The organism is Saccharothrix espanaensis DSM 44229 (assembly GCF_000328705.1).
GTDB classification, from domain to species: Bacteria; Actinomycetota; Actinomycetes; order Mycobacteriales; family Pseudonocardiaceae; genus Actinosynnema; species Actinosynnema espanaense.
This window is the reverse complement of record NC_019673.1, coordinates 1,827,558-1,851,377: the sequence shown is the minus strand read 5'-3', so window position 1 is coordinate 1,851,377 and position 23,820 is coordinate 1,827,558. Positions and strand designations below refer to the sequence as shown.

Annotated in this window: 21 protein-coding genes; 11 read left to right on the top strand and 10 right to left on the bottom strand. The window is 72.5% G+C overall.

Annotated elements, in window-relative coordinates; all coding sequences use genetic code 11:
• Positions 1-218 precede the first annotated feature (218 nt).
• Both BN6_RS08795 and BN6_RS08790 read left to right on the top strand, forming a co-directional pair.
• Entirely contained in the window at positions 219-1,526 is a 1,308-nt protein-coding gene (locus BN6_RS08795) for an RNA polymerase sigma factor (protein ID WP_015099227.1), read from the top strand.
• A gap of 762 nt (positions 1,527-2,288) precedes the next feature.
• A complete protein-coding gene (locus BN6_RS08790) occupies positions 2,289-2,468 on the top strand; it encodes a DUF7455 domain-containing protein (protein ID WP_041316358.1) in 180 nt (59 codons plus the stop codon).
• Between the two features lie 187 nt (positions 2,469-2,655).
• Here the strand turns inward: BN6_RS08790 and BN6_RS08785 are convergent, their stop codons facing one another.
• The 5 genes from BN6_RS08785 to BN6_RS08765 all read right to left on the bottom strand — a co-directional run bounded on the left by BN6_RS08785 (position 2,656) and on the right by BN6_RS08765 (position 9,326).
• Positions 2,656-3,828, bottom strand: a complete 1,173-nt coding sequence (locus BN6_RS08785) for an ROK family transcriptional regulator (RefSeq protein WP_015099226.1) — start codon at positions 3,826-3,828, stop codon at positions 2,656-2,658.
• Position 3,829: 1 nt separating this feature from the next.
• Positions 3,830-5,263, bottom strand: a complete 1,434-nt coding sequence (locus BN6_RS08780) for a sugar ABC transporter permease (RefSeq protein ID WP_015099225.1) — start codon at positions 5,261-5,263, stop codon at positions 3,830-3,832.
• An 11-nt stretch (positions 5,264-5,274) separates the two neighbouring features.
• Positions 5,275-6,045 carry an ATP-binding cassette domain-containing protein gene (locus BN6_RS08775; RefSeq protein ID WP_015099224.1) on the bottom strand — a complete coding sequence of 257 codons (771 nt, stop codon included), beginning with the start codon at positions 6,043-6,045 and terminating at the stop codon, positions 5,275-5,277.
• 106 nt (positions 6,046-6,151) lie between these two features.
• Positions 6,152-7,288: a sugar ABC transporter substrate-binding protein gene (locus BN6_RS08770; RefSeq protein ID WP_015099223.1), complete on the bottom strand. Its 1,137-nt coding sequence runs from the start codon at positions 7,286-7,288 to the stop codon at positions 6,152-6,154.
• Positions 7,289-7,538: 250 nt separating this feature from the next.
• On the bottom strand, positions 7,539-9,326 hold the full coding sequence (locus BN6_RS08765) for a DEAD/DEAH box helicase (RefSeq protein ID WP_015099222.1): 1,788 nt from the start codon (positions 9,324-9,326) through the stop codon (positions 7,539-7,541).
• 285 nt (positions 9,327-9,611) lie between these two features.
• On the opposite strand from BN6_RS08765, the gene BN6_RS08760 reads away from it, so the two are divergent.
• Positions 9,612-10,667: a YihY/virulence factor BrkB family protein gene (locus BN6_RS08760; protein WP_148302778.1), complete on the top strand. Its 1,056-nt coding sequence runs from the start codon at positions 9,612-9,614 to the stop codon at positions 10,665-10,667.
• 4 nt (positions 10,668-10,671) lie between these two features.
• Here the strand turns inward: BN6_RS08760 and BN6_RS08755 are convergent, their stop codons facing one another.
• Positions 10,672-11,358, bottom strand: a complete 687-nt coding sequence (locus BN6_RS08755; RefSeq protein WP_015099220.1) for a MerR family transcriptional regulator — start codon at positions 11,356-11,358, stop codon at positions 10,672-10,674.
• 123 nt (positions 11,359-11,481) lie between these two features.
• On the opposite strand from BN6_RS08755, the gene BN6_RS08750 reads away from it, so the two are divergent.
• Positions 11,482-12,672 carry an erythromycin esterase family protein gene (locus tag BN6_RS08750; RefSeq protein WP_015099219.1) on the top strand — a complete coding sequence of 397 codons (1,191 nt, stop codon included), beginning with the start codon at positions 11,482-11,484 and terminating at the stop codon, positions 12,670-12,672.
• Positions 12,673-12,738: 66 nt separating this feature from the next.
• On the opposite strand, the gene BN6_RS08745 is transcribed toward BN6_RS08750, so the two are convergent.
• Positions 12,739-12,990 (bottom strand): DUF3039 domain-containing protein, encoded by a 252-nt coding sequence (locus tag BN6_RS08745; RefSeq protein WP_015099218.1) that lies wholly within the window; start codon positions 12,988-12,990, stop codon positions 12,739-12,741.
• 31 nt (positions 12,991-13,021) lie between these two features.
• Between BN6_RS08745 and BN6_RS08740 the strand changes: the two genes are divergently transcribed.
• Positions 13,022-13,927, top strand: a complete 906-nt coding sequence (locus tag BN6_RS08740; RefSeq protein ID WP_015099217.1) for a pseudouridine-5'-phosphate glycosidase — start codon at positions 13,022-13,024, stop codon at positions 13,925-13,927.
• Positions 13,924-14,886: a carbohydrate kinase family protein gene (locus BN6_RS08735; RefSeq protein WP_015099216.1), complete on the top strand. Its 963-nt coding sequence runs from the start codon at positions 13,924-13,926 to the stop codon at positions 14,884-14,886. Before BN6_RS08740 ends, BN6_RS08735 begins: the two co-directional genes overlap by 4 nt.
• Here the strand turns inward: BN6_RS08735 and BN6_RS08730 are convergent.
• Positions 14,883-15,197 carry a DUF3099 domain-containing protein gene (locus BN6_RS08730; RefSeq protein ID WP_015099215.1) on the bottom strand — a complete coding sequence of 105 codons (315 nt, stop codon included), beginning with the start codon at positions 15,195-15,197 and terminating at the stop codon, positions 14,883-14,885. The genes BN6_RS08735 and BN6_RS08730 overlap by 4 nt on opposite strands.
• Positions 15,198-15,354: 157 nt before the next feature.
• On the opposite strand from BN6_RS08730, the gene BN6_RS08725 reads away from it, so the two are divergent.
• From BN6_RS08725 to BN6_RS08705, 5 genes are all read left to right on the top strand, one after another.
• Positions 15,355-16,863, top strand: a complete 1,509-nt coding sequence (locus BN6_RS08725) for a PucR family transcriptional regulator (protein ID WP_041312324.1) — start codon at positions 15,355-15,357, stop codon at positions 16,861-16,863.
• Positions 16,864-16,965: 102 nt separating this feature from the next.
• On the top strand, positions 16,966-18,450 hold the full coding sequence (locus tag BN6_RS08720; protein WP_015099213.1) for a DUF7782 domain-containing protein: 1,485 nt from the start codon (positions 16,966-16,968) through the stop codon (positions 18,448-18,450).
• 34 nt (positions 18,451-18,484) lie between these two features.
• Positions 18,485-18,910, top strand: coding sequence for a D-aminoacyl-tRNA deacylase (gene dtd, locus BN6_RS08715; RefSeq protein ID WP_015099212.1), 426 nt, complete (start codon positions 18,485-18,487; stop codon positions 18,908-18,910).
• 195 nt (positions 18,911-19,105) lie between these two features.
• Positions 19,106-20,098: a sigma-70 family RNA polymerase sigma factor gene (locus BN6_RS08710; RefSeq protein WP_015099211.1), complete on the top strand. Its 993-nt coding sequence runs from the start codon at positions 19,106-19,108 to the stop codon at positions 20,096-20,098.
• A 512-nt stretch (positions 20,099-20,610) separates the two neighbouring features.
• On the top strand, positions 20,611-22,278 hold the full coding sequence (locus tag BN6_RS08705; RefSeq protein WP_015099210.1) for a fumarate hydratase: 1,668 nt from the start codon (positions 20,611-20,613) through the stop codon (positions 22,276-22,278).
• Positions 22,279-22,328: 50 nt separating this feature from the next.
• On the opposite strand, the gene BN6_RS08700 is transcribed toward BN6_RS08705, so the two are convergent.
• Together BN6_RS08700 and BN6_RS41685 are read right to left on the bottom strand one after the other, a co-directional pair.
• Entirely contained in the window at positions 22,329-23,216 is an 888-nt protein-coding gene (locus tag BN6_RS08700; protein ID WP_015099209.1) for a hypothetical protein, read from the bottom strand.
• A gap of 42 nt (positions 23,217-23,258) precedes the next feature.
• On the bottom strand, positions 23,259-23,777 hold the full coding sequence (locus BN6_RS41685; protein WP_015099208.1) for a hypothetical protein: 519 nt from the start codon (positions 23,775-23,777) through the stop codon (positions 23,259-23,261).
• Between the last annotated feature and the right edge of the window lie 43 nt (positions 23,778-23,820).

The window sequence follows — 23,820 nt, the reverse complement described above, 5'->3', positions numbered from 1 at the left end:
GGCACTGACTCGGGCCGCGACTTTCGCGAGGCTTCTAGCTGCGGGAATGCGTGCCGGAGCGCATCTGATGCGGGTGATGCGCATCGGCACGCGATCCACGTCGTTACAATGGAACGGTGCCCCGCTGACGAACGATCCGGCGGGCTCTCCCCCGTACTCAGGCGACCGAGGTTCGCGCCCTTCGGTTTGCCTTGATCGACAGTCGCGAAAGGGCGTACGTGGCAGCCGCGAAGACTACTCAGGCAGCTCAGGCTGACGCCGAGGAGACGCCCAAGGCCACCTCGGCGAGGAAGGCCCCGGCCAAGAAGCCGGTGGCGAAGACCGCCGCGGCGGGCAAGACGGCCACGCGGGCGCCGCGCAAGCCGGCCGCCAAGGCCGCCACCGCCGGGGCACCGGCGAAGGCGAAGAAGGACGGCGAGGAGCCCGACGAGATCGAGGGCGCCCCCGGTGACGAGGACCTGGTCGACGAGGTCGAGCTGATCGACGAGCCGGTCGAGGAGGAGCCCGCCGAGGAGGAGACCGCCAAGCCCGGCGAGGGCGACTTCGTCTGGGACGAGGAGGAGTCCGAGGCGCTGCGGCAGGCCCGCAAGGACGCCGAGCTCACCGCCTCCGCCGACTCGGTCCGCGCGTACCTCAAGCAGATCGGCAAGGTCGCCCTGCTCAACGCGGAGGAGGAGGTCGAGCTCGCCAAGCGCATCGAGGCCGGCCTCTACGCCGCCGAGCGGGTGCGCCGTGCCGAGGAGGAGAGCGAGAAGCTCACCCCGCAGCTGCGCCGCGACCTGCGCTGGATCGTGCGCGACGGCGAGCGCGCCAAGAACCACCTGCTGGAGGCGAACCTCCGCCTGGTCGTGTCGCTGGCCAAGCGCTACACCGGCCGCGGCATGGCGTTCCTGGACCTGATCCAGGAGGGCAACCTGGGTCTGATCCGCGCGGTGGAGAAGTTCGACTACACCAAGGGCTACAAGTTCTCCACGTACGCGACGTGGTGGATCCGCCAGGCCATCACCCGCGCCATGGCCGACCAGGCCCGCACCATCCGCATCCCGGTGCACATGGTCGAGGTCATCAACAAGCTCGGCCGCATCCAGCGCGAGCTGCTCCAGGACCTGGGCCGCGAGCCCACGCCGGAGGAGCTGGCCAAGGAAATGGACATCACGCCCGAGAAGGTGCTGGAGATCCAGCAGTACGCGCGTGAGCCCATCTCGCTGGACCAGACGATCGGCGACGAGGGCGACAGCCAGCTCGGTGACTTCATCGAGGACTCCGAGGCCGTGGTGGCTGTGGACGCGGTGTCGTTCACGCTCCTGCAGGACCAGTTGCAGTCGGTGCTGGCGACGCTGTCCGAGCGCGAGGCGGGCGTGGTCCGGCTGCGGTTCGGCCTGACCGACGGCCAGCCCCGGACGTTGGACGAGATCGGCCAGGTCTACGGCGTGACGCGCGAGCGCATCCGGCAGATCGAGTCGAAGACGATGTCGAAGCTGCGGCACCCGTCGCGGTCCCAGGTGTTGCGCGACTACCTGGACTGAGCCCCCGCTTCTCGAACGCCGGCGATCCCTCGGGGTCGCCGGCGTTCGGCGTCGCGGGGGCGTTCGGGCGCGGTGGCGGGTTCGCGGGCGAGCATCCCTGACGGCGTGCACACCAGTACCCGCCCGCTCACCCCCACCGCCCGCCGCCCATCCGCTCGTCGTGCTTGCCCCGCTCGAAGGCGACGGCGGAGAGAGCGGTGGCGGAGTCCCTGGCGTGCCGGCGGGTGCGTGGTTCCGGCGTGGGGGCGTGGTTGTCGTCCGGCGGGCGGGTGCGAATCGACGCGGTGTCGGGTCGGGTCGTCGTGGTGGTCGCGGCGGGTGGTCGGGCGCGTCCGTCGCGTGAGGACGGTGTGAGCTGAAGCGCCGGTGAACTGGACGTGATGCGTCCGGATGGTGGAATCCCGGGGCGTGTTCGCTCTGGGCTGACCAAAGTGTTACCGATCACAGATCGGCCTAGCGGGGACCCACCTTTTGGAGCAGCGGAGGGCGTCTCGGCATCGTATCCGCAGGTCTCAAAGCGTTGGCATGACAGCGGAACGTGAGCTTGAGACAGGCGAACCGGTGGAAGTTCCAGGTTCGGGCACCCGAGTGGTCGGGTAAATCTGAAGTGACGCGGGTCGCCACGGGCTCGGGAACACTGACTTACGCCCGTGCGTCTGCAAGAGTGGAGCCAGCGAACACGACGCACCAGCCAGATGCGGGGTGGTCGCAGCTAGGTGTGAGGGCACCGAATCCCCGGTGCCGGGACGGAGGGAGATTTCCATGACTACCACGCTCACCCGCCCCGAGTTGACCGCTGCCGACCGCTGCGACCGCTGCGGGGCTGCTGCCCAGGTACGCGCTTTGCTCCCCTCCGGGGGCGAGTTGCTGTTCTGCGGGCACCACGCCCGCGAGCACAGCACCAAGCTGCGCGAACTCGCTGCTGAACTGCAGCAGGGCTGAACACAGGCAGGCCGCGAGGCCTGTAGCACCCTAGCCGTCCGGGGCGGAGGCCGTGAGGTCTCCGCCCCCCTGCATGTCCGAGGGTGTCCCAGATCACGTCCTCTGCGGGCTTTTCCGGACGTGCCAAGGGGTTGCGCTGCGCGATCGGCCGGCCACCCGAAGCGATCACCACCCGGCGGCGGGTCGGTCAGACCTCGCCCAGCACGGGTTCGAAGGCCAGCTCGGCGGCTCCGATGAGCTTCGCGTCGCGCCCCAGCGGCGAGCTGACGATCCTGGTCCCGCCCACCGCGCGGCTGACCAGGCTGCGCTTCTGCACGACGTCGCGCACCCGCTCGACCACCGGCTCGGGCAGCGCGGTGAACAGGTCGCCGAGCACCACCTGCTCCGGCCCGAGCATGTTGACCACGGTCACCAGGCCCATCGCCAGCCACTCGGTGAACTCGCCCAGCCGGTGCGCCACGGCCTCCGGCGAGGCCGCCAGCGACCGCAGCTCGGCCACCACGGCACCGCGCGGCGCGTCCTCGGGCAGGGCCAGCGCGCGGCACAGCGCGGCCTCCCCCACCTCGGTCTCCCAGCACCCCTGGCAGCCGCAGTAGCAGCGCCGCCCGCCGGGGCGCACGACCATGTGCCCCAGCTCGCCGACGTACCCGCCGGTGCCGCGCAACGGCATCCCGGAGGAGATCACGCCGCCGCCGACCCCGACGTCCGCGGAGATGTAGACCATGTCCGACGAGCCGCGCGCGGCACCGCGCACGTGCTCGGCCAGCGCGCCCAGCTCGGCGTCGTTGCCGACCTGGACGGGCACCTTCAGCACCGCCGACAGCCGCCGGCCCAGCTCGACGTCGGTCCAGTGCAGGTTCGGGGCCTCGTGCACCAGGCCGTCGGACCGGCGCACCACGCCCGGCACCGACACGCCGACGCCCACCGCCGTCACGTCCAGCTCGTCGGCCAGCAGCTTCGCCGAGTCGGCGATGTGGGTGATCACCTCGCCGGGGTCGCGGGTCCGGTGGTGCAGGTTCCACGAGTCGCGGCCCAGGATGTCGCCGCCCAGGCCGACGAAGGCCATCGCCACCTGCTCCACGCGGATGTCGATGGCCATCACCACGGCGGCGTGCGGCTGCGGCAGCACCAGCAGCGACGGGCGGCCCGCGCCGGAGCGTTGCGCGGGCACCCGCTCGGCCACCACGCCGGTCTCGGCCAGGCCGTCCACCAGGGCTTTGATCGTGCTGCGGTTGAGGCCGAGCTCGGCCGCGAGCGACGCCCGGGTGGACGGGCCGTCCACGTGCAGCCGGCGCAGCAGGGCCGTCCGGTTGTGCCTGCGGACCTCGTCCGGCCGGGCGCCGGCGATGGGTGTCGTCACGTCAGCGCGGTGCCACCGCCGCCCGGCGACGGGACAGCGCGTCGACGCCCGCGGCCAGCAGCAGCACCAGGCCGGTGACGATGAAGACCACGGCGGCGGGCTGCTTGAGCAGGCCCATGCCGTTGCTGATGGTGGACAGCACCGCCGCGCCGATCACCGCGTCGCGCAGCCGGCCCTTGCCGCCGAACAGCGACGTGCCGCCGATGACCGCCGCGCCGACCGACAGCAGCAGCGTGTTGCCGCCACCGGCGTTGGGGTCGACCGAGCCGACCTTGGACGAGTAGACGATCGCGCCGATCGCGGCGGCCGACGAGCAGATCACGAACACGCTCATCCGGATCCGGGCGACGTCGATGCCGGCCCGGCGGGCCGCCTCCTTGTTGCCGCCCACGGCGTAGACGTGCCGGCCGTAGCGGGTGCGCTCCAGCACGAACGTGCCGATCACCAGCAGGACGAGCACGATCGGCACCACGTACGGCACGCCGCTGATCACCACGACGTCGGACACCGAGCGGTTGAGGGTCAGCAGGTAGGTTCCGACGGCGGCCAGCACGACGACCACACCGACCTTGGTCAGCACCATCGGGGTGGGGGAAGCGACCAGACCCTTGCGCAGCCTGGAGAAATGCCTGCCGAGCACGACGGCAGCATAACCGCCCGCTGCCAGCGCGAAGAGCAGCCAGGAGCCCGCTGTGGTGAGGTTGCCGTTGGCGACCTGGAACAGGGTGTCGTCGTTGAGCCCCAGCGTGCCGCCCTGGCCGATGAACTGGAGCACGACGCCGCCCCACGCGAGGAACAGCGCGAGCGTCACCACGAACGACGGGATGCCGACCGTGGCGACCAGGAAGCCGGTGATGCAGCCGATCGCGGTGCCGACGCAGACCGCGAGCAGCATCTCCACCCACGGGTTCGGCGGCACGCCGACCAGCGAGATCACCAGCGCGACGGCGGAGAGCGCCGCGCCGGCCCAGATCCGCATCACGCCGGCCAGCACGATCGCGACCAGCAGCAGGCCGCAGAACGCGTAGAACACCCCCTCGCCCATGCCGCCGAGCAGGTTGCCGCCCTTGACCAGGTGCAACGCCATCACCGCGGCGGTGACGCCGGAGGCGGTGCCGGCCGACAGGTCGATCTCGCCGAGCAGCAGCACGAACACCAGGCCCATGGCGATGATCGTGATGCTCGCGCCCTGGGCGAGCAGGTTCGCGATGTTGCCCAGCGTGAGGAACGTGTCGGACAGCGAGCTGAACACGATCAGCAGCGCGACCAGGCCGAGCAGGGCGGGCAGCGGGCCGAGCTCGCCGCCGCGCAGGCGGGCCCAGTAGTCGCGCAGCGCCTCGTCGGTGGACCGGGAGGTGGTGTCGATGCCGAAGTCCGAGATCGCCGCCGGCGGCGGGGAGTCCTGCGGGGACGTCTCGCTGGTGGTGTTGGTCATGGGCGTGGTCCTCAGGTGGTGGCGGATTCGGGGCGGGCGATGCCGAGCTCGCCGGAGCGGCCCGCGGTGATCAGCTCGACCACCTGGCCGTGGGTGACGTCCCTGGTGTGCACCTCGGCGGCCATCCGCCCGAGGTACAGGCACGCGATGCGGTCCGCGACCTCGAACACGTCGTTCATGTTGTGGCTGATCAGCACCACGCCGAGGCCCTGCTCGGCGAGCCTGCGCACCAGGTCGAGCACCTGGCGGGTCTGCGCCACGCCCAGCGCGGCGGTCGGCTCGTCGAGCAGCACGACGCGGCTGTTCCACAGCACGGCCTTGGCGATCGCCACGGTCTGCCGCTGACCGCCGGACAGCGACGCGACCTGGGTCCGGACCGACTTGACCGTGCGGACGGACAGGGAGGTCAGGGTCCGGCGGGCGGCCTGCTCCATGTCCGCCTCGTCCAGCAGGCCGTACCGGCCGCGCTCCCGGCCGAGGAACATGTTCTGGACGATGTCGAGGTTGTCGCACAGCGCGAGGTCCTGGTAGACGACCTCGATGCCCAGGTCGGCGGCGTCGCGCGGACCGTGGACGTGCACCGGCCGGCCGTCGAACCGGACCTCGCCGGAGTCCATCGGGTGGATGCCCGCGATGCACTTGACGAGCGTCGACTTGCCCGCGCCGTTGTCACCGACGAGCGCGGTCACCTCGCCGGCCTGGACGGTGAAGTCGATGTCGTGCAGCACGTGCACGGGCCCGAAACTCTTGTTGACACCCCGAAGTTGCAAGATCTCGGTCACTTCTGGTTCCTCCGGTCGACCCCTGGACGGTGGGGCGTGGCGGCAGTGCGGGGAGGGCGTGCCGCGGTGGGGGTGCGTGTCCCGCACCCCCACAGCGGATCGGCGGCTACTTGATGCCGAGTTCGGCGCAGGCGGCCTGGGTGTCGGCGACGCAGATCTCCGACGCCTTGACGAAGCCGGCGTCCACGACGACCTTGACCTTGTCCTTGGTGATCAGCTGGGCGGTCAGCAGCACGGACTTGACCTGGCGGTTGCCCTTGGCGTCCTCGGTGGTGCCGGTGGCCAGGGCGTCGGCGGCGGCGGTGTCGTTCTTGGCGAGGGCGGCGGCGAGCTTGGCGGCGGCCTGGGCCTCTTCGGCGATCGGCTTGAACACGGTCATGTACTGGTCGCCGCGCAGGACGGCTTGCAGACCCTCCGGGGTGGCGTCCTGGCCGGTGACCGGGACCTTGCCGTTGAGGCCGAACTTCTTGAGCACGGTGATCACGGCGCCGGCCAGGCCGTCGTTGGCGGCGACCACGCCGTCCACCTTCTGGCTGTTGCCGGTCAGGATCTGCTCGAAGGTGTTGCCGCCCTTCTGGTTGTCCCAGCCCTCGATCGGCTGCGACTGGACCAGCTTGAACTCGCCCGAGTCGTACTTGGGCTGGAGCACCTTCTTCTGGCCCTGGGTGAACAGGGTGGCGTTGTTGTCGGTGGGCGCGCCCTCGATCTCGACGACCTCGGCGGGCTTCTTGCCCGGCGCGAGCTTGGCCAGGCCCTCGACCAGGCCCTGGCCCTGGAGCTCGCCGACCTTCACGTTGTCGAACGAGACGTAGTACTTGGAGCTGCCGCCGAGGTTGAGCCGGTCGTAGTCGATGACCTGGATGCCCTGGTTCTCGGCCTTCTTGGCGACCGACGCGCCGACCTCGCTGTTCGGGGTGGCGATGATCAGCACCCGCACCCCCGAGTTGATCATGCCGTCGGCCAGGGTGGAGAACTTCTGCACGTCGCCCTGGGCGTTCTGGATGTCGGGGTCGAGCCCCTCGGCCTTGAGGGCCTTCTCCAGCAGGGGCTTGTCGAAGCCCTCCCAGCGGGCGGAGGTGGCCGTCTCGGGCAGGATGACGCCGACCTTCGCGCCGCCGCCCGAGCCGCTGCTGGTGTTGGTGCCCGAGGTGCTGCCACCGCCGGACGTGTTGGCGCCGCACGCGGTCACGGCAACGGCCAGGCCGGTGCCGACGGCGATGAGGGCGAGGCTCCTGCTGCGCATCCGCCATCCCTTTCCGAGCTACGCGGGAAATGTTGTGGCGCACAACGTATGCCCCGCGATGCGGTGACCGGAAGCACACTTGACCGATCAAGTCGACACGATGAGCTAACGAGCGGGTAACCCTGCGGACAGGTGACTACCCCGAACGGGCTAGCCGGTGGCAGCGGGTCGACGCCGGGCGGACGCGCGACTGAACGTGAAAGTGGCTCGGATCAGGGACGATCGGGTACGGCGGCCGGGCGGCGTCGGGCTACCAGGAGCGCAGGGTCGCGATGCGCTCTTCGAGCTGCTCGATGCTGGCCATCGCCGTGGGCGGGCCGCCGCAGTACTCGCGCAGCTGGTTGTGGATCTTGCCGTGCGGCTTCTTGGTGCGGTGGTGGTGCATGGCGACGAGCGTGTTCAACTCCTTGCGCAGCGTCGCCAACCGCTCCTGCACACTCGCCGTGCGGGTTTGTTGCGGGGCCGGCGTAATCGCGGCGGTCTTCTTGCCCGCGTCGACCAGCTGCTTCTCCTGCCGCTGCCGCAGCAGCGCGCGGACCTGGTCGGGCTCCAGCAGACCGGGCAGCCCGAGGTACTCCTGCTCCTCGTCGCTGCCCGCGAACGCGGCGGTGCCGAACGACGAGCCGTCGTAGATCACCTGGTCCAGCTCGGCCGACGCGCCCAGGGCGGTGAACGCCCGCTCCTCCTCGCCCGGCTCGTCCTGGACCTGGTTGGCCTGCGCCAGCAGCTCGTCGTCCCAGCCGTCCTTCTCCCGGTGCGGCTTGCCCAGCACGTGGTCGCGCTGCTGCTCCAGCTCGCTGGCCAGCCCCAGCAGCACCGGCACGCTGGGCAGGAACACGCTGGCCGTCTCGCCCTTGGCGCGGGCGCGCACGAACCGACCGATCGCCTGGGCGAAGAACAGCGGCGTGGACGAGCTGGTCGCGTAGACGCCGACCGCGAGGCGCGGCACGTCCACGCCCTCGGACACCATCCGGACCGCGATCATCCAGCGCTCGGAGGTCTGCGCGAACTCGGCGATCCGACCGGACGCCTTCGGGTCGTCGGACAGCACGAGGGTCGCGGTGTGGCCGGTGGTGCGCAGCAGGATCTCGGCGTAGGCCTTGGCCACGGTCTGGTCGGTCGCGATCACCAGGCCGCCGGCGTCCGGGATGCCGCCGTTGCGCAGCTGGGTCAGCCGCAGGTCGGCGGCCTTGAGCACGGACGGCACCCACTCGCCGGTCGGGTCCAGCGCCACCCGCCACGCCCGCGCGGTCTGCTCCTGGGTCAGCGGCTCGCCGAGCCGGGCGGAGAACTCCTCGCCCGCGCTGGTCCGCCAGCTCGCCTCGCCCGAGTAGGCCAGGAAGATCACCGGCCGGACGACGCCGTCCTTGAGCGCGTCGGAGTAGCCGTAGGAGTGGTCGGCCTTGCTGCGCTGCAGGCCGTCCGGGCCGGGCTCGTAGCTGATGAACGGGATCTGCGAGTCGTCGCTGCGGAACGGGGTGCCGGTCAGGCTCAGCCGGCGCACGGCGGGCGTGAACGCCTCGCGGATCGCGTCGCCCCACGACTTCGCGTCGCCGCCGTGGTGGATCTCGTCGAGCAGCACGAGCGTCTTGCGCTGCTCGGTGCGCACCCGGTGCAGCATCGGGTGCGCGGCCACCTGCGCGTAGGTCAGGGCGACGCCGTGGAAGTCGCGCGAGGTCACCGCGTTGGTGTTGCGGAAGTTCGAGTCGATCGCGATGCCGGCCTCGGCCGCCGCCTTCGCCCACTGGTGCTTGAGGTGCTCGGTGGGCGTCACGATCGTGACGGCCTCGATCGTGCGGTCGGCGAGCAGTTCGGCGGCGACCCGCAGGCCGAACGTCGTCTTGCCGGCTCCCGGGGTCGCGACCGCCAGGAAGTCCTTCGGCTTGGCCGCGAGGTACTTGGTCAGCGCTCGGCGCTGCCAGGCGCGCAGGGGGCGGGTCGTGACGACTTGCGGTTGCGACAACCTCGACCCCTTCGGCGCTGCTCGTGATCCCCGGGCCCGTGATCCCCGGCGTGGGCGCGTGTCGCTGGGCGACATGCGAATGCCCTCGTGGTGACGACCGTCGAGGGCAGGGACAGCCTACCCGTTGCGGAGGCGGCGGCCGGGCTCGTGGCCGAGGTCGTAGGTCGGGTGACGCGGTTCCCGCTGGTCGCGGGGCGGTGTGGGATCGGGCTCACCGGTCGTGTCGGCGGCGGGGCGGCGGCGGCGGTGGCGGGCAGGTGTGCGGCGCGTTGCCCGGAGGTATGCGGGTGGTGGCGGACCGCGACACCCGCCGGGTCGATGCCGCGAATTCCGCGGAGATGCACCATGCTGGGAGGCGCGATGGCTTCGCCCGACGACGAGACAGCACGCAGCACGCCCAAGAAGGGGCCACTGCGCCTCTTGGCGCGCACGCTGGAGAAGGCGTGGGAGCGCAGCATCTTCTCCGAGGCGGCGGAGGCCGCGTTCTGGCAGACCCTGTCGTTCCCGCCGTTGTTGTTGGGGCTGCTCGGGTCGATGGGCTACCTCGGCGACTGGCTGGGGCCCGAGGTGGTCTCCGCGGTCAAGGACCGGATCATCTCGTTCTGCCGGACGATCTTCAGCCAGGACGTGGTCAACGGCGTGATCGCGCCGACCGTCGACCAGATCCTGACCACCGGCAAGGGCGAGATCGTCTCGGTGGGCTTCCTGATCTCGCTGTGGGCCGGGTCGTCGGCCATGTCGTCGTTCGTGGACGCGATCACCGCGGCGCACGACCAGTACGGCGTGCGCAACGAGGTGTGGCAGCGGATCTTCGCCCTGCTGCTGTACGTGGTCAGCCTGGTGCTGCTGATCGTCGGGCTGCCGGTGCTGGCGCTGGGCCCCGACCTGCTGCTGCTGGTCTTCCCCACCGGCTGGCGGCCGACCGTCGAGTTCTGGCTGGGCGCGTTCTACTACCCGGGCATCGGCGTCCTGCTGGTGGTGGCGCTGGCGACCCTCTACAAGCTGTCGCTGCCCAACAAGCTGCCCTGGCACCGGTTGCTGCCGGGCGCGGTGCTGGCGATGGCGGTGTTCCTGCTGTCGTCCATCGGGCTGCGGCTCTACATCCAGTGGATCACGACGACCGGGTACACCTACGGGGCGCTGGCGACGCCGATCGCGTTCCTGCTGTTCGCGTTCTTCATCGGCCTGGCCATCACGATCGGGGCCTACTTCAACGCGTCGATCCAGGACATGTGGCCGGCCCGGATGACCCGGCGGCAGCGCCGGCGGTGGCGGCGGCTGGAGCTGGAGCGCGCCGCCGAGCGGATCCGCACCGACCAGGGGCGCGAGGCGTGGGCGGCCGACGAGGTCGACACCGCGCCGGCACCCGCGGCCACCGACCGCACGACTCCCCTGCCGATCGACCGGGCGCCCTGAGCGGTCACCGGGCCGGCGCGGGCGCGTCCAGGTAGCGGTCCAGTGCGGCCGAGCCCGCCAGCATCGCGCGGGAACGGGCGTTCAGGGCCCGGCGGCGGTCGGCCAGGGCCCGGGTGACCTGGGCCGGGTCGCTGGTGTCGCGGAGCTCGTCCAGCAGCAGGCGGATGTCGGCGATCAGGTGGCCGGCGCGGCGCAGTTGGCCGACCAGGTGGGCGTCGCGCACGTCCTCGGCGGCATAGAGCCGGTGGCCCTGGCGGTCGCGCCGCGGTCCGAGCAGGCCGTCGGCCTCCCAGCGGCGCAGGGTCGCCGGGCGCAGGCCCAGCTGGTGGGCCAGCGGGCCGATCGGGACCGGGGGCCCGGTCCACGGCTGGACGGTGATGTCGCGCAGGGTCGTCTCGACCGAGTCGACGATGGCGCGGGCGGCGACCAGCCCGGCGTGGCCGCGGTCGACCAGGTCCAGCGCGTCGTCCACGCGGCCGGTGGTGGCCGCGACCATGATCGCCGTCGCGTGCGCGTGACCGTGGCCGGGGACCAGCGCCACGAAGGCGGCCAGCGCCAGCGCGTGGCGCTCCGAGTACACCCGGTACCCCGAGGCGGTGCGCGCGGCCAGCGGCAGCACGCCCGCGTCCTCGTAGTTGCGCACCGCCTGGGTCGACAACCCGTGCCGGCGTGCCAGGTCGATCGGTCGCATCTGATCCCCTGTTGAAGGTCGGGGTGCGGTCTCCAGCGGTTTTCGCGTCCAGGTTTAACACGTTTCATCAACGATACGGTTGACCTGGTCGACGCGCTCCCACCCCGCTCGGAAGGACTCCGCATGACCACCCCCGTTCCCCTGATCAGCGCCGGCGACCGGCAGGCGCTCGGTGCCGCCCTCGCCGACCGGCTCGACGGGCCGCCGCGGCTGCTCGGGTTCGGCGAGCCCATGCACGGCGAGGGCGAGTTCCCGCTGGTCCGCAACGCCGTGTTCGCGGCCCTGGCCGAGCGGGCGGGTTTCACCTCGATCGCGCTGGAGACCAGCGCGTGGCACGGCCGCCTGGTCGACGAGTACGTCCGGGGCGGTGCCGGCGACGAGGACGAGGTGATGGCCGCCGGCTTCACCCACGGGTCCGGCGAGTGGCCCGCCAACCGGCTGCTGGTCCGGTGGATGCGCGAGTGGAACCGCGAGCGGCCGGCCGCCGAGCGGGTCCGGTTCGCGGGCTTCGACGCGCCCGTCGAGATGAGCGGGGCACCGAGCCCGCGCGCGGCGCTGCGCCTGCTGCACGACTTCCTGCGCGCCCACGTCGGCGAGTCCGGCCTGGTGCCGTGGGACGCGGTCGACCGGCTGCTCGGCGACGACGCGCGCTGGGAGGAACCGGCGGCGGCGATGGAGCCCGCGCGGTCGGTCGGGACCGAGCCCCGGGTGGCCGAGCTGCACGCGATCACCGACGACCTGCGCTGGGTGCTGACCTGTGAACTGCCCGCTCTGCGCGACGCCGGACCGCAGGACGCGCTGCTCGCCGGGCGCACCGCGGCGGGGTTGCTGGCCTACCACGCGCGCATGGCCCGGGACAGCGACGACCGCTGGCAGCGCCTGGCCGCGATCCGCGACGCGATGATGGCCGAGAACCTCAAGGCGATCGCCGAGCACGGCCCGACCCTGGTGTTCGCGCACAACGAGCACCTGCGCCGGGGGACGGCCGAGGTGGCGTTCGGGCCCACGACGTTGCGCTGGCAGCCCGCCGGGGCCCACCTCGCCGACCGGTTCGGCGACGACTACCGGGTCATCGCGTGCGCGGTGGGGCAGGCGGCGCACCGGGACATCGGCGCACCCGCCCCGGACACCGCCGAGGGCGTCCTGCACCGGCTGCCGGCCGGGAACCACCTGGTCGACGCGGCGGCGCTACGGGCCCTGGGGTGTGCGCCGAGGACGCCGGCGTTCAACTACTTCCCGCTGGACGACGCCCTGCTCGGGCAGGTCGACCAGGTGCTGTACCTGCACACCGTCACGCCCGACGAGACCGGCTGACCGGTCTTGCGCGCGCGGCTGTGCCCCGGCTGCCTGGGACGTGGAGCCGGGGCACGGGGGCCGTGCTCACTGACCGCTGTTGCCCTTGGGCAGGCCCTCGAAGATCTTCTTGCACTCCGGGCACACCGGCGAGCCGGGCTTCGGCGACTTCGTCACCGGGAAGACCTCGCCGCAGAGGGCCACCACGTGCGTGCCCATGACCGCGCTCTCGGCGATCTTGGCCTTGCGCACGTAGTGGAACATCTTCGGGGTGTCGTCCCCGGTGTGGTCCGTGCCTTCGGGCCGGGTCTCGACGTCAGGGAGAGTCTGCGTGCTCACGGCCTCAGCTTACCTGGGATGATGGCCCCTCGTGAGTACGCCGAGCATCACCGAAGAGGTCCGCACCGCACTGGCCGAGAACCGGCCGGTGGTCGCGCTGGAGTCCACGATCCTGTCCCACGGGCTGCCGCCCGGCCGCAACCGCGAGGTCGCCGCGCGCCTGGAGCGGGTCGTGCGGGATGCGGGCGCCGTGCCCGCGACGGTCGCCGTGCTGGGCGGGGTGGCCAAGGTCGGGCTGACCGACGCCGAACTGGACCACGTGTGCGACCCGGCCAACGCGCTGGTGAAGCTCTCCCGGCGGGACCTGGGCGCGGCGTTCGCCCTGGGCCTGGACGGCGCGACGACCGTGGCCTCCACCTCCGCGCTGGCGCACGCCGCCGGGGTCGGGGTGTTCGCCACCGGCGGCCTGGGCGGGGTGCACCGGGGCGCGCGGGAGACCTGGGACGTGTCCGCCGACCTCGACGTGCTGGCCACCACGCCGGTGCTGGTGGTGTGCTCCGGGGTGAAGTCGATCCTCGACATCGGTGCCACGCTGGAGCTGCTGGAGACCCGGTCGGTGCCGGTGCTGGGGTTCGGCACGTCGTCGTTCCCGGCGTTCTACCGGCGCTCGTCCGGGTTCGACGTGCCGTGGCGGGTCGAGACGGCCGCGCAGGCGGCGGCCGTGGTCGCCGCGCACCGCGGGTCCGTGCCGGGCACGTCCGGCGTGCTGCTGGCCAACCCGATCCCGGTCGAGTTCGAGATGGACCTCGACCTGCACGACCGGCTGCTGGCCGAGGGGCTGGCGGCGACCCGGGACGTGCACGGCAAGGACGTGACGCCGGCCCTGCTGGAGCACTTCCACACCGCGAGCGGCGGGGTGAGCATCGACGCCAACGAGGCGCTGGTGCTGTCCAACGCGCTGCTGGCGTCCCAGGTCGCCGTGGAGCTGTGCGGGTGACCGGGATCATCGTGGTCGGGGACGCCGGGCTGGACGTGGTCGCCCGGCACTCCGGTCCGATCGTGCACGGCGGCGACTCGCGGGCCGCGGTGACCATCGAGCCCGGCGGCGCGGGGGCCAACACGGCGGTCTGGCTGGCCGCCGTCGGTGCCGCACCGACGCTGGTGGCACGGGTCGGCGCGGACTCCGCCGGCCGCCAGGTGCACGCCGAGCTCACGGCGGCGGGCGTGCGGTGCGCGTTCGCCGTCGACCCGGAGAAGGCGACCTGCTGCGTGGTCGTGCTGGTGGACGACAGCGGGCAGCGGAGCATGCTGCCCGACCGGGGCGCGAACGCCCGGTTCTCGCCGGCCGACCTCGACCCGGGGATCCTCGACGGCGCGCGCCACCTGCACCTGTCCGGCTACGTGCTGCTGGACGCCACGTCGCGGCCCGCCGGGTTGGCGGTGTTGCGGGCGGCCCGGGAGGCCGGGCTCACCACGTCGGTCGACCCGCAGTCGGCGGCGTTGATCTACGACGGGTTCCTGGACGACGTGCGGGGCGTGGACCTGCTGCTGCCCAACACCGAGGAGCTGGTGGCGCTCACCGGCTCGGCCGAGCCCGCGTCGGCGTCGGCGCTGCTGGACGTGGTGGGCGCGGTCGCGTTGACGTCGGGCGCGGCCGGGGCCAGCTGGGTCGACCGGGACGGGGTCCTGTCGGTCGACGCCCTGCCGGTGCCGTGCGTGGACTCGACGGGGGCCGGGGACGCGTTCGACGCCGGTCTGCTGGCCACCTGGCTGGCCGGGGGCTCGCGACCGGCCGCCCTGGCCGGCGGGGTCGCGGCGGCCGCGCGGGCGGTCTCGGTCGTCGGGGCCCAGCCCTCGGGTGCCCAGCCTTCAGGTACCCAGCCCTCAGGTACCCGGCCTTCGCCGGCTCCGCCTTCGGGGGTCCGGTCTTCGGGGGCCGGGTCCGCGGCGGTCTAGCCGTCGATGACCTGGTGGGTCTTCGCTTCGAGGGCGCGGTGCTCCTTGACGTAGCGGTTCGCCTCCTCCGCCTTGCGGGGCGGGCGGTCATTCGCGATGAGCACCGCCATCCACGGCAGCGGCACCGACAGCGCGATGAAAGCCAGCGCCAGCCACCACGTCTGGTAGAAGACCATCGCCAGGACGAGGCACGGGATCCGCGCGCCCATCATGATCGCGTACTTGCGCTTGCGCGCGGCGTGCTGCTCTTCGTAGGACAGAGCCGCATCGGTGATGAGCACCGGTGTGCCGTCGCGCTCGTGGTCCACCATGCCTCCATCGTCCCACTACCGGGTTTTCCGCGACACCTGCCGGGCGTTGTATTCCGGTCGGAGTGATGGGTGACACGGGCGAGCGGGCTTGCGGATCCGCCGGAGGTGTCGGGCCGAGTCGGCCGCGTCGACGGCCGGCGGACCGTACTATCCGTTCGTGGTGGCCCTTGATCGCCTCGTGGACGTGCTCGGCAGCCTGGGCACGCACCTGAGCTGCGCGCCGCGAGGGCGGGACGTCGAGCTGCGCGGGGTCGCGCTGCACGACCCGACCGAGCACACCGCCGCGGCACCGGACGACGTGCTGCTGGGGCTCGGCGTGCCCTCCCCCGCCGCCGCGGCCCGGCTGGTCTCGGCCACCAACGCCGCCGCCGTCGTCCTGCACGGCGCTCCGCCGCTGGACGAACGCGTGGTGGCGGCGGCCCGGCGGTCCGGGGCGGCGGTGCTGCTGGTCGACCCGTCCGTGCCGTGGGGGCAGCTGGCGAACGTGGCGCAGACCGTCGTGCTGGGCGGTCAGCGCAAGGGGTCCGGCGACCTGTTCGCGGTGGCCGACGCCATCGCGGCGGTGGTCGGCGGGCCGGTGACCATCGAGGACCAGCAGTCCCGGGTGCTGGCCTACTCCTACCGGCAGCAGGGCGTGGACCCGGTCCGGGTGCAGACGATCCTGGGCCGCCGGGTGCCCGACTCGGCGCGCCAGGCGCTCGACGAGTACGGCGTGTTCACCCACCTGGCCCGCTCCGACGAGCCGATGTTCGTGCCCAAGCTGACCGACCAGCTCGGCGGGCGGCTCGTGGTCGCCGTGCGGGCCGGGCGCGAGCTGCTCGGCTCGGTGTGGGTGGAGGTGGACACCGACGTCGACACCGACCGGCACGCCGCGTTGCAGGACGGGGCCCGCACGGCGGCGCTGCACATGCTGCGGGCGCGGGCCAGCGCCGACCTGGAGCGGCAGGCCGAGGCCGACCTGGTGATCACCGTGCTGGACGACGGGGTGCCCGCGCACCTGGCCCGGCTCGGGCTGCCCGCCGCCGACCTGCGGGTGATCGCCGTGCAGGCGCACGCCGGCGAGGGCGAGCACGGGGCCGCGCTGCTCGCGTTCGAACGGGCCACGGCGGGTTTCGGCTGGTCGCGGCCGGGCCGCAGCGCGTTGTTCGGCAACGTCCTGTACACGGTGCTGCCGTGCGGGGACGACCCCGCCAACGCCGTGGAGTGGGTCCGCGCGCTGACCCGGGAGATGCCCGCCGAAGCGGTGGTGGAGGCCGGGATCGGCGGTCGCGCGGACGCCGGGCAGCTCCCCGCGTCGCGCAACGAGGCCGACGAGTGCCTGGCGCTGTCCTCGGGCGAGCCGGTGGTCTACGACGCGGCGTGGGCGAAGGTCCTGCTGCGGCGGTTGGCGACGGTCGCCGAGACCGGACGGCTGCCCGCGCGCGGACCGGTGGCCGACCTGGTGCGCCACGACCAGGACTTCGGCACCCAGTACGCGACGACGTTGCAGGCGTGGCTGGCGGCCCAGGGCGACGCCCGCGAGGCGGCGCGCGCTCTCTCGGTGCACCCGAACACGTTGCGGTACCGGATGCAGAAGATGGCCGAGGTGACCGCGCTCCCGCTGGACGACCCGGACCAACGGCTGGCGATGGCCATCGCCCTAGCCGTCGGCCGCTACCGCGACTAGCCCGCACCCCGCCGCCGACGCCGTGCCGGGGGTGCGCTGCGGGCCGAGAGCGGTGACCACGGCCGGCGCGACGGCGGCGGACCGGTGCGGGAGGATTCGGCGGTGCTTCCTGATCTCTCCACTGAGCTGACCGCGCGGTTGCGCGGGGCATTCCTGAAGGCCGGGTACGACGCCGACGGGGTCCTGGACGTCCTCGGCCCGCAGGCGCACGCCGCACTGGGTCGCGGCGAGCCGGAGGCCGCGCGGCGGGTGAGCCGGGACGCGGGCGAACTCGGCACGCTGATCCGGCTGTTCCTGCTCGGTGACGCCGAGGAGCCCGCCGCCGTCGCCAAGGCCCTGGGCGGCCTCGACGTCGCGGACGCGGTCGGGGCCGGGCTGCTGACCTCGTCGCACGACCGGGTGCGGGCCGGGCTGGACGTGCGGCCCTACGGCGACGACACCGGCTCGTGGTGGGTCGTCGCCGACCTCGACTCCGACCAGCGCGGCGGCCCGGTGCCCGCCGACCACGTGCTGGGGGTCGGCCACGCGTCGATCAGCCTGGCGCGGGCCACCTCGCGGCGGCCGGTAAACACCTTGCTCGACCTCGGCACCGGGTGCGGTGTGCAGGCGCTGCACGCCTCACGGCACGCGAAGCGGATCACCGCGACCGACCTGTCCGAGCGCGCGCTGCGGCTCGCGCAGGGCACGTTCCGGCTCAACGGGCTGGACGTGGAACTCCGGCAGGGCGAGTGGTTCGCGCCGCTGCGCAACCGCACGTTCGACCAGGTCGTGTGCAACCCGCCGTTCGTGGTGGGGCCGCCCCGGGTCGACTACGTGTACCGCGACTCCGGGCTGGCCGGCGACGACGCGAGCGCGCTCGTCGTCCGGCAGCTCCCGGCGTTCCTCAACGACGGCGGCGTGGGCCAGCTGTTGGCGTCCTGGGTGCACCGGCGGGGCGAGGACTGGGCCGACCGGGTCGCCGGGTGGCTGCCCAAGCACGTCGACGCCTGGTTCGTGCAGCGCGACGTCGCCGACCCGGCGCTCTACGTCGGCACGTGGCTGCGCGACGCGGGCGTGGACCCCCGGTCCGACGAGGGCCGGGCCAAGGCGAACGCGTGGCTGGACTGGTTCGCCGAGAACGAGGTGGAGGGCGTCGGGTTCGGGTTCGTCACGTTGCGGCGCACCGACGCCGCGCACCCCGAGGTGGTGTGCGAAGACCTGCGCCACGCCTACGACGACCCGCTGGGTCCGGAGTCGGCGGCGTGGCTGGACCGCGTCGCGTGGCTGCGGCGGCACTCGAACGACGAGCTGCTGCGGACCCGGTTCACCGTGCCCGAGACGGTGGTCCTGGAGGAGGTGTCCGCGCCGGCCGAGGACGGCTGGGACACGGTGGTGCGCCGGCTGCACCGCACCGACGGCCCCGGCTGGCAGCACGAGCTGGACGAGGTCGCGGCGCGGCTGCTGGCCGGGTTCCGGGGCGCGCTGGCGCTGGAGGACCTCGTCACGCTGCTGGCCTACGCGCAGGACGTCGACGCCGACGCGCTCGCCGAGGCGGCGCTGCCGGTGGTCCGCGAACTGGTCCGGCACGGCATGGTGGTCCCGGTATGAACTCCGGTGTGTTTTACGTCACTGGGCGCCGCGCGTGAGGGCGGTCGTGGCGCGCGTCACCGAGGCCGAGGTGACTGTGGACGGACAGCGCGTCGGCGTGATCGAGGAGCCCGGTCTGCTGGTACTGCTGGGCATCCACGTCGACGACACGGCGGAGAAGGCCCCGCTGATGGCCCGCAAGCTGCACGAGCTGCGCGTGCTGCGGGACGAGGAGTCGTGCGCCACGACCGGAGCGCCCCTGCTGGTGGTGAGCCAGTTCACGCTCTACGGCGAGACGAGGAAGGGCAGGCGTCCATCGTGGACGGCCGCGGCCCGCCCGGAGCACGCCGAACCGTTGGTCGACGCGGTGGTGCGGGAACTGCGCCAGAAGGGCGCTCGCGTGGAAACCGGGCGGTTCGGCGCGATGATGTCGGTGCGCAGTGCCAACGACGGTCCGTTCACCGTGTTGGTGGAACTCTAGATCCTTCTCAGCCAATCCTCAGGATTGGCCGCGCAACCGCTGTGACGGCAGTGACGTCTTCCTGATCGGGGACACGGGAACCATTCCGCTCCGGTCGACGTTTCCCCCAGTGACAGGGGCCGAAAGGCAACACCGCGCAGCGCAGCGCGGGTCACGTGACCGCACTGCCAGCCCGCGAAGGGGGAGGGAGCTTCCATGACCGTCCCGAGGGTCCTCGACCGCGAGGTCGGGAACGACACGATCACCACGAGCGCCGAGTTGGACCTCGACGCCCAGGGACCGGCCGCCGACCTGGTTCGGGTCTACCTGAACGGCATCGGCAAGACAGCGCTGCTGACCGCGGCCGAGGAAGTGGAACTCGCCAAGCGGATCGAAGCGGGGGTCTTCGCTCAGCACATGCTGGAGACGGGTTCCGGCCCGGCCTCCACGCGCCGCGAGGAACTGCGCGCACTGGTGCGTGACGGCCACGTGGCAAAGAACCACCTCCTCGAAGCGAATCTGCGGTTGGTCGTTTCGCTGGCGAAGCGATACACCGGCCGTGGAATGCCGCTGTTGGACCTCATCCAGGAAGGGAACCTGGGTCTGATCCGCGCGGTCGAGAAGTTCGACTACACCAAGGGTTTCAAGTTCTCCACCTATGCGACGTGGTGGATCCGGCAGGCGATCACCCGGGGAATGGCCGACCAGGGCCGCACCATCCGGCTCCCGGTCCACCTGGTGGAGCAGGTCAACAAGCTGGCGCGGATCAAGCGCGACCTGCACCAGCAGCTGGGCCGCGAGGCGACCACGGACGAGCTGGCCAAGGAGTCCGGGCTGACCCCGGCGAAGGTCTCCGACCTGCTCGACCACGCGCGCGACCCGGTGAGCCTGGACATGCCGGTCGGCGCCGAGGAGGACGCCCCGCTGGGCGACTTCATCGAGGACTCGGACGCCACCGACGCGGAGAGCGCGGTCATCTCCGGCCTGCTCCAGGACGACCTGCGCCGCGTGCTGGCCACGCTGGACCAGCGGGAGCAGTCGGTGATCCGGCTGCGCTACGGCCTGGAGGACGGCCAGCCGCGCACCCTGGACCAGATCGGCAAGCTGTTCGGCCTGTCCCGCGAGCGGGTCCGCCAGATCGAGCGCGAGGTCATGTCGAAGCTGCGGCAGGGCGAGCGGGCGGCGAAACTGCGGGCCTACGCGAGCTGAGCGGACGCATCACCCGTTCAGCCGGGTTGACTTGTGACGCCAGTCACGGCACGGTCGCGAGTTACAACGAGCCTTGCGACGCCTCCACCCCATTTCGTGGAGGCTGTCGCACGCTGAGGAAGGTCGGGGCGGTCGGGGGCCGGCCCGGCCTTCCGCGTTTCCGCCCCCGGTCTCCCAGCGCGCGACTCCGGCCCGCTCCTCTCCGGCCCGCACTCCGCGCCACACGACTCACGCCCACACGACTCCGGGCCGCACTTCCGGGCCCCACTCCGGGCCCCACTCCGGGCCCCACTCCGGGCCCCACTCCGGGCCCCACTCCGGGCCCCACTCCGGGCCCCACTCCGGGCCGCACGACTCCGGGCGGTGGCACACCGGCCCGCGGCACGACGGTCGCCGGCGGGCCTGCGGGTTCTCCGGGCGGCACGACGCGAATCACACCGACGCGGCGGTACCGCGGTGCGGCGCGCGGTATAGGTTCGGCGGAACCCGAAGCGCGCAAGGGAGCCCGCGACGTGCCCGCAGTGCCCACCACCACGTTCCAGCACACCGACGTCCTGCCGCTGGCCAAGGACAACCACACGGACTACCGCCTGGTCACCCAGGACGGCGTGACCGTGGTGGAGGCCGCCGGACGCCGGTTCCTCCAGATCGAGCCCGCGGTGCTCACCCGGCTGGCCAAGGAGGCCATCCGGGACATCCAGCACCTGCTCCGCCCGTCGCACCTGACCCAGCTGCGCGCGATCGTCGACGACCCCGAGGCCAGCGGCAACGACCGGTTCGTCGCGATGGACCTGCTGCGCAACGCCTGCATCTCGGCCGGCGGCATCCTGCCGATGTGCCAGGACACCGGCACGGCGATCGTGATGGGCAAGCGCACCGAGTCCGTGCTGACCGGCGGCACCGACGAGGAAGCCTTGTCGCGCGGCATCTTCGAGGCCTACCAGGAGCTCAACCTCCGGTACTCGCAGATGGCACCGGTGACGTTCTGGGACGAGAAGAACACCGGCAGCAACCTGCCCGCGCAGATCGAGCTGTTCAACGCCCCCGGCACCGAGCCCCAGTACGAGTTCCTGTTCATGGCCAAGGGCGGCGGCTCGGCCAACAAGACGTTCCTCTACCAGGAGACCAAGGCGCTGCTGAACCCGGCGCGGCTGGCCCGGTTCCTGGACGAGAAGCTGCGCTCGCTGGGCACCGCCGCGTGCCCGCCGTACCACCTGGCCGTGGTCGTCGGCGGGCTGTCCGCGGAGCAGAACCTCAAGGTCGCCAAGCTCGCGTCGGCCCGCTACCTCGACGGCCTGCCCACCGAGGGGTCGGCGCTGGGCCACGCGTTCCGGGACGTCGACCTGGAGCAGCAGGTCCTGGAGCTGACCCGGAACTTCGGCATCGGCGCGCAGTTCGGCGGCAAGTACTTCTGCCACGACGTGCGGGTGGTCCGGCTGCCCCGGCACGGCGCGTCCTGCCCGGTCGGCATCGCCGTGTCGTGCTCGGCGGACCGCCAGGCCAAGGCGAAGATCACGCCCGAGGGCGTGTTCCTGGAGCAGTTGGAGCGCGACCCGGCGCGGTTCCTGCCCGAGGTGCGGGACGAGGACCTCTCCGACGAGGTGGTCCGGATCGACCTGACCCGGCCGATGGCCGAGATCCGCGCGACGCTGTCGGCGCTGCCGGTCAAGACCCGGGTCTCGCTGACCGGCCCGCTGGTGGTGGCCCGCGACATCGCGCACGCCAAGATCAAGGACCTGCTGGACGCGGGCGGCGAGATGCCGCAGTACCTCAAGGACCACCCGGTGTACTACGCCGGCCCGGCCAAGACGCCCGAGGGCTACGCGTCGGGCTCGTTCGGCCCGACCACGGCCGGCCGGATGGACTCCTACGTGGAGCAGTTCCAGGCCGCCGGCGGCTCGATGGTGATGCTGGCCAAGGGCAACCGGTCGGCGCAGGTCACCAACGCCTGCCGGACGCACGGCGGGTTCTACCTGGGTTCGATCGGCGGCCCGGCGGCCCGGCTGGCGCAGGACTGCATCCGCAAGGTCGAGGTGCTGGAGTACCCGGAACTGGGCATGGAAGCGGTGTGGCGGATCGAGGTGGAGGACTTCCCGGCGTTCGTCGTGGTCGACGACAAGGGCAACGACTTCTTCGCCGAGACCTCCACGCCGACGCTCCAGATCAGCTTCCGCAAGTAGCTCCCACCGAGGCCCCGCCGTCGTCGCGCGGGGCCTCGGTGGTGTTCACCTCACGCCCACCAGTGGCGGGCGTCGGTCGTGGCCTCGGGCAGCAGCGAGCCGCGCGGCGCCCCGGTCACCAGTTCCAGCACCCAGGCCGTTTCGGCGGGGTGCACCGGGTCGGTGAGCGCGCGCAGCACGATCCGGTTGGCGCACCCGGCGGCCTTCAACGCCCGCGCGACCTCGGCCGCGTTGCCCGGGGTGGTGTCCGCTGGGAGCGCGGCGGCCCAGGCCGGGTCGACCGCCGCGGCCAGGGTGCGTTCGGCGTGGTCGAGCAGTGAGCGCCACAACTCCCAGGGGAACGCCGACTCGGCGGCGGACGTGCGGGTGCTGTAGAGGTCGGGCCCGTCGTGGTCCTCGTCCTGGTCGACGCGCTGGTCACCGGCCTCGTCACGGCTCCAAACCACGCCGTCGTCGCGGAAGTCGACCGGGCCGACGCCGTGTTCCTCCGCGTCCGGCCAGAAACCCTCGGTGTCCGGGCCGCGCAGGCCGGTGAACGCCCCGTGCACGGCGGCGCGGACCACGTCCACGTCGTCGGGGTCGGTGATCGCCAGGAACCGGGTCAGCAGCGCGACGCCCGGACCGGGGTGGCGCAGCTCCGGCTCGGTCAGCGCGGCGGCCCGGCACACCAGGTCCAGCTCGTCCCAGCGCAGCACGTGCGGGTGCGGGTGGGCCTGGTCGTCCCACGCCACGCTGATCGCCTCGTCCCGGTCGGCCGGGCGGATCCCGAGGTCGAAGTAGCCGTCGCTGACCGACAGGTCCAGCGCGTGCCCGCCGCCGACCTCGAACCGGGCGACGTGCTCGTCCTGGTCGAAGTACTCGTCGTCGGACTCGAAGCAGTACATGGCCCAGAAGTCCGGGTCCACGAGGCTCTGGCGCAGCTCTGGCGGCAACGACATGCGCCTGAGGCTAGATCATCCGGGCGGGCCACCCGGGGTGGACTACCCGGTCTGCTCGCGCGCTTCCAGCACCACCCGGCGCTCGCCCAGCGGTGCGGTCAGCACCACGTCCACCGGCACGCTGTAGAGCTCCTCCGTGCACACCCCGTCGTTGGGCGGGTAGTAGGTGGTGACCAGCGCGACCTGCACCTGGTCCGCGCCCTGGGCGACCACCTCGGCGGAGGCCCGCTTGCAGCCGCCGGCGAGGCTGAACACCTGAAGCGTGCGGCCGTCGGCGGACACCCACGCCTCGCGCCGGTAGGCGTCGGACAGGGTGCTCGCGTCCACCCGCTCGACGGGGACCTGGCTCGCCGCGCCGGGCAGCGGCGGCGCGCTGGACTGGGGCGGTGGGGTGCCGCCGGCGGACGTCGTGCCCGGCGTGGTGGCGGGTGACGACGTCGTCGGCAGCGAGGTCGGCGGCGGGGTGGACGTGGTGGAGGACGGGCCGCCCGCCGGGCCGCCGCCGGTGCAGCCGGTCAGGGCGAGCGCCGCGAGGGCCACGGCGATCTTGACGTTCCTCATGGCGGTAGGACGGTGTCGGAGGGCCGGTGGGTTGCACGCGGCG

Bases quoted from the DNA above. Each gene is read 5' to 3' on its own strand.
- BN6_RS08755 (WP_015099220.1), bottom strand. From the start codon at position 11,358: ATGCGACCGATCGACCTGGCACGCCGGCACGGGTTGTCGACCCAGGCG.
- BN6_RS08790 (WP_041316358.1), top strand. From the start codon at position 2,289: ATGACTACCACGCTCACCCGCCCCGAGTTGACCGCTGCCGACCGCTGC.
- BN6_RS08780 (WP_015099225.1), bottom strand. From the start codon at position 5,263: ATGACCAACACCACCAGCGAGACGTCCCCGCAGGACTCCCCGCCGCCG.
- BN6_RS08750 (WP_015099219.1), top strand. From the start codon at position 11,482: ATGACCACCCCCGTTCCCCTGATCAGCGCCGGCGACCGGCAGGCGCTC.
- BN6_RS08700 (WP_015099209.1), bottom strand. From the start codon at position 23,216: ATGTCGTTGCCGCCAGAGCTGCGCCAGAGCCTCGTGGACCCGGACTTC.
- BN6_RS08765 (WP_015099222.1), bottom strand. From the start codon at position 9,326: ATGTCGCCCAGCGACACGCGCCCACGCCGGGGATCACGGGCCCGGGGA.
- BN6_RS08760 (WP_148302778.1), top strand. From the start codon at position 9,612: ATGGCTTCGCCCGACGACGAGACAGCACGCAGCACGCCCAAGAAGGGG.
- BN6_RS08770 (WP_015099223.1), bottom strand. From the start codon at position 7,288: ATGCGCAGCAGGAGCCTCGCCCTCATCGCCGTCGGCACCGGCCTGGCC.
- BN6_RS41685 (WP_015099208.1), bottom strand. From the start codon at position 23,777: ATGAGGAACGTCAAGATCGCCGTGGCCCTCGCGGCGCTCGCCCTGACC.
- BN6_RS08710 (WP_015099211.1), top strand. From the start codon at position 19,106: ATGACCGTCCCGAGGGTCCTCGACCGCGAGGTCGGGAACGACACGATC.
- BN6_RS08730 (WP_015099215.1), bottom strand. From the start codon at position 15,197: ATGGTGGACCACGAGCGCGACGGCACACCGGTGCTCATCACCGATGCG.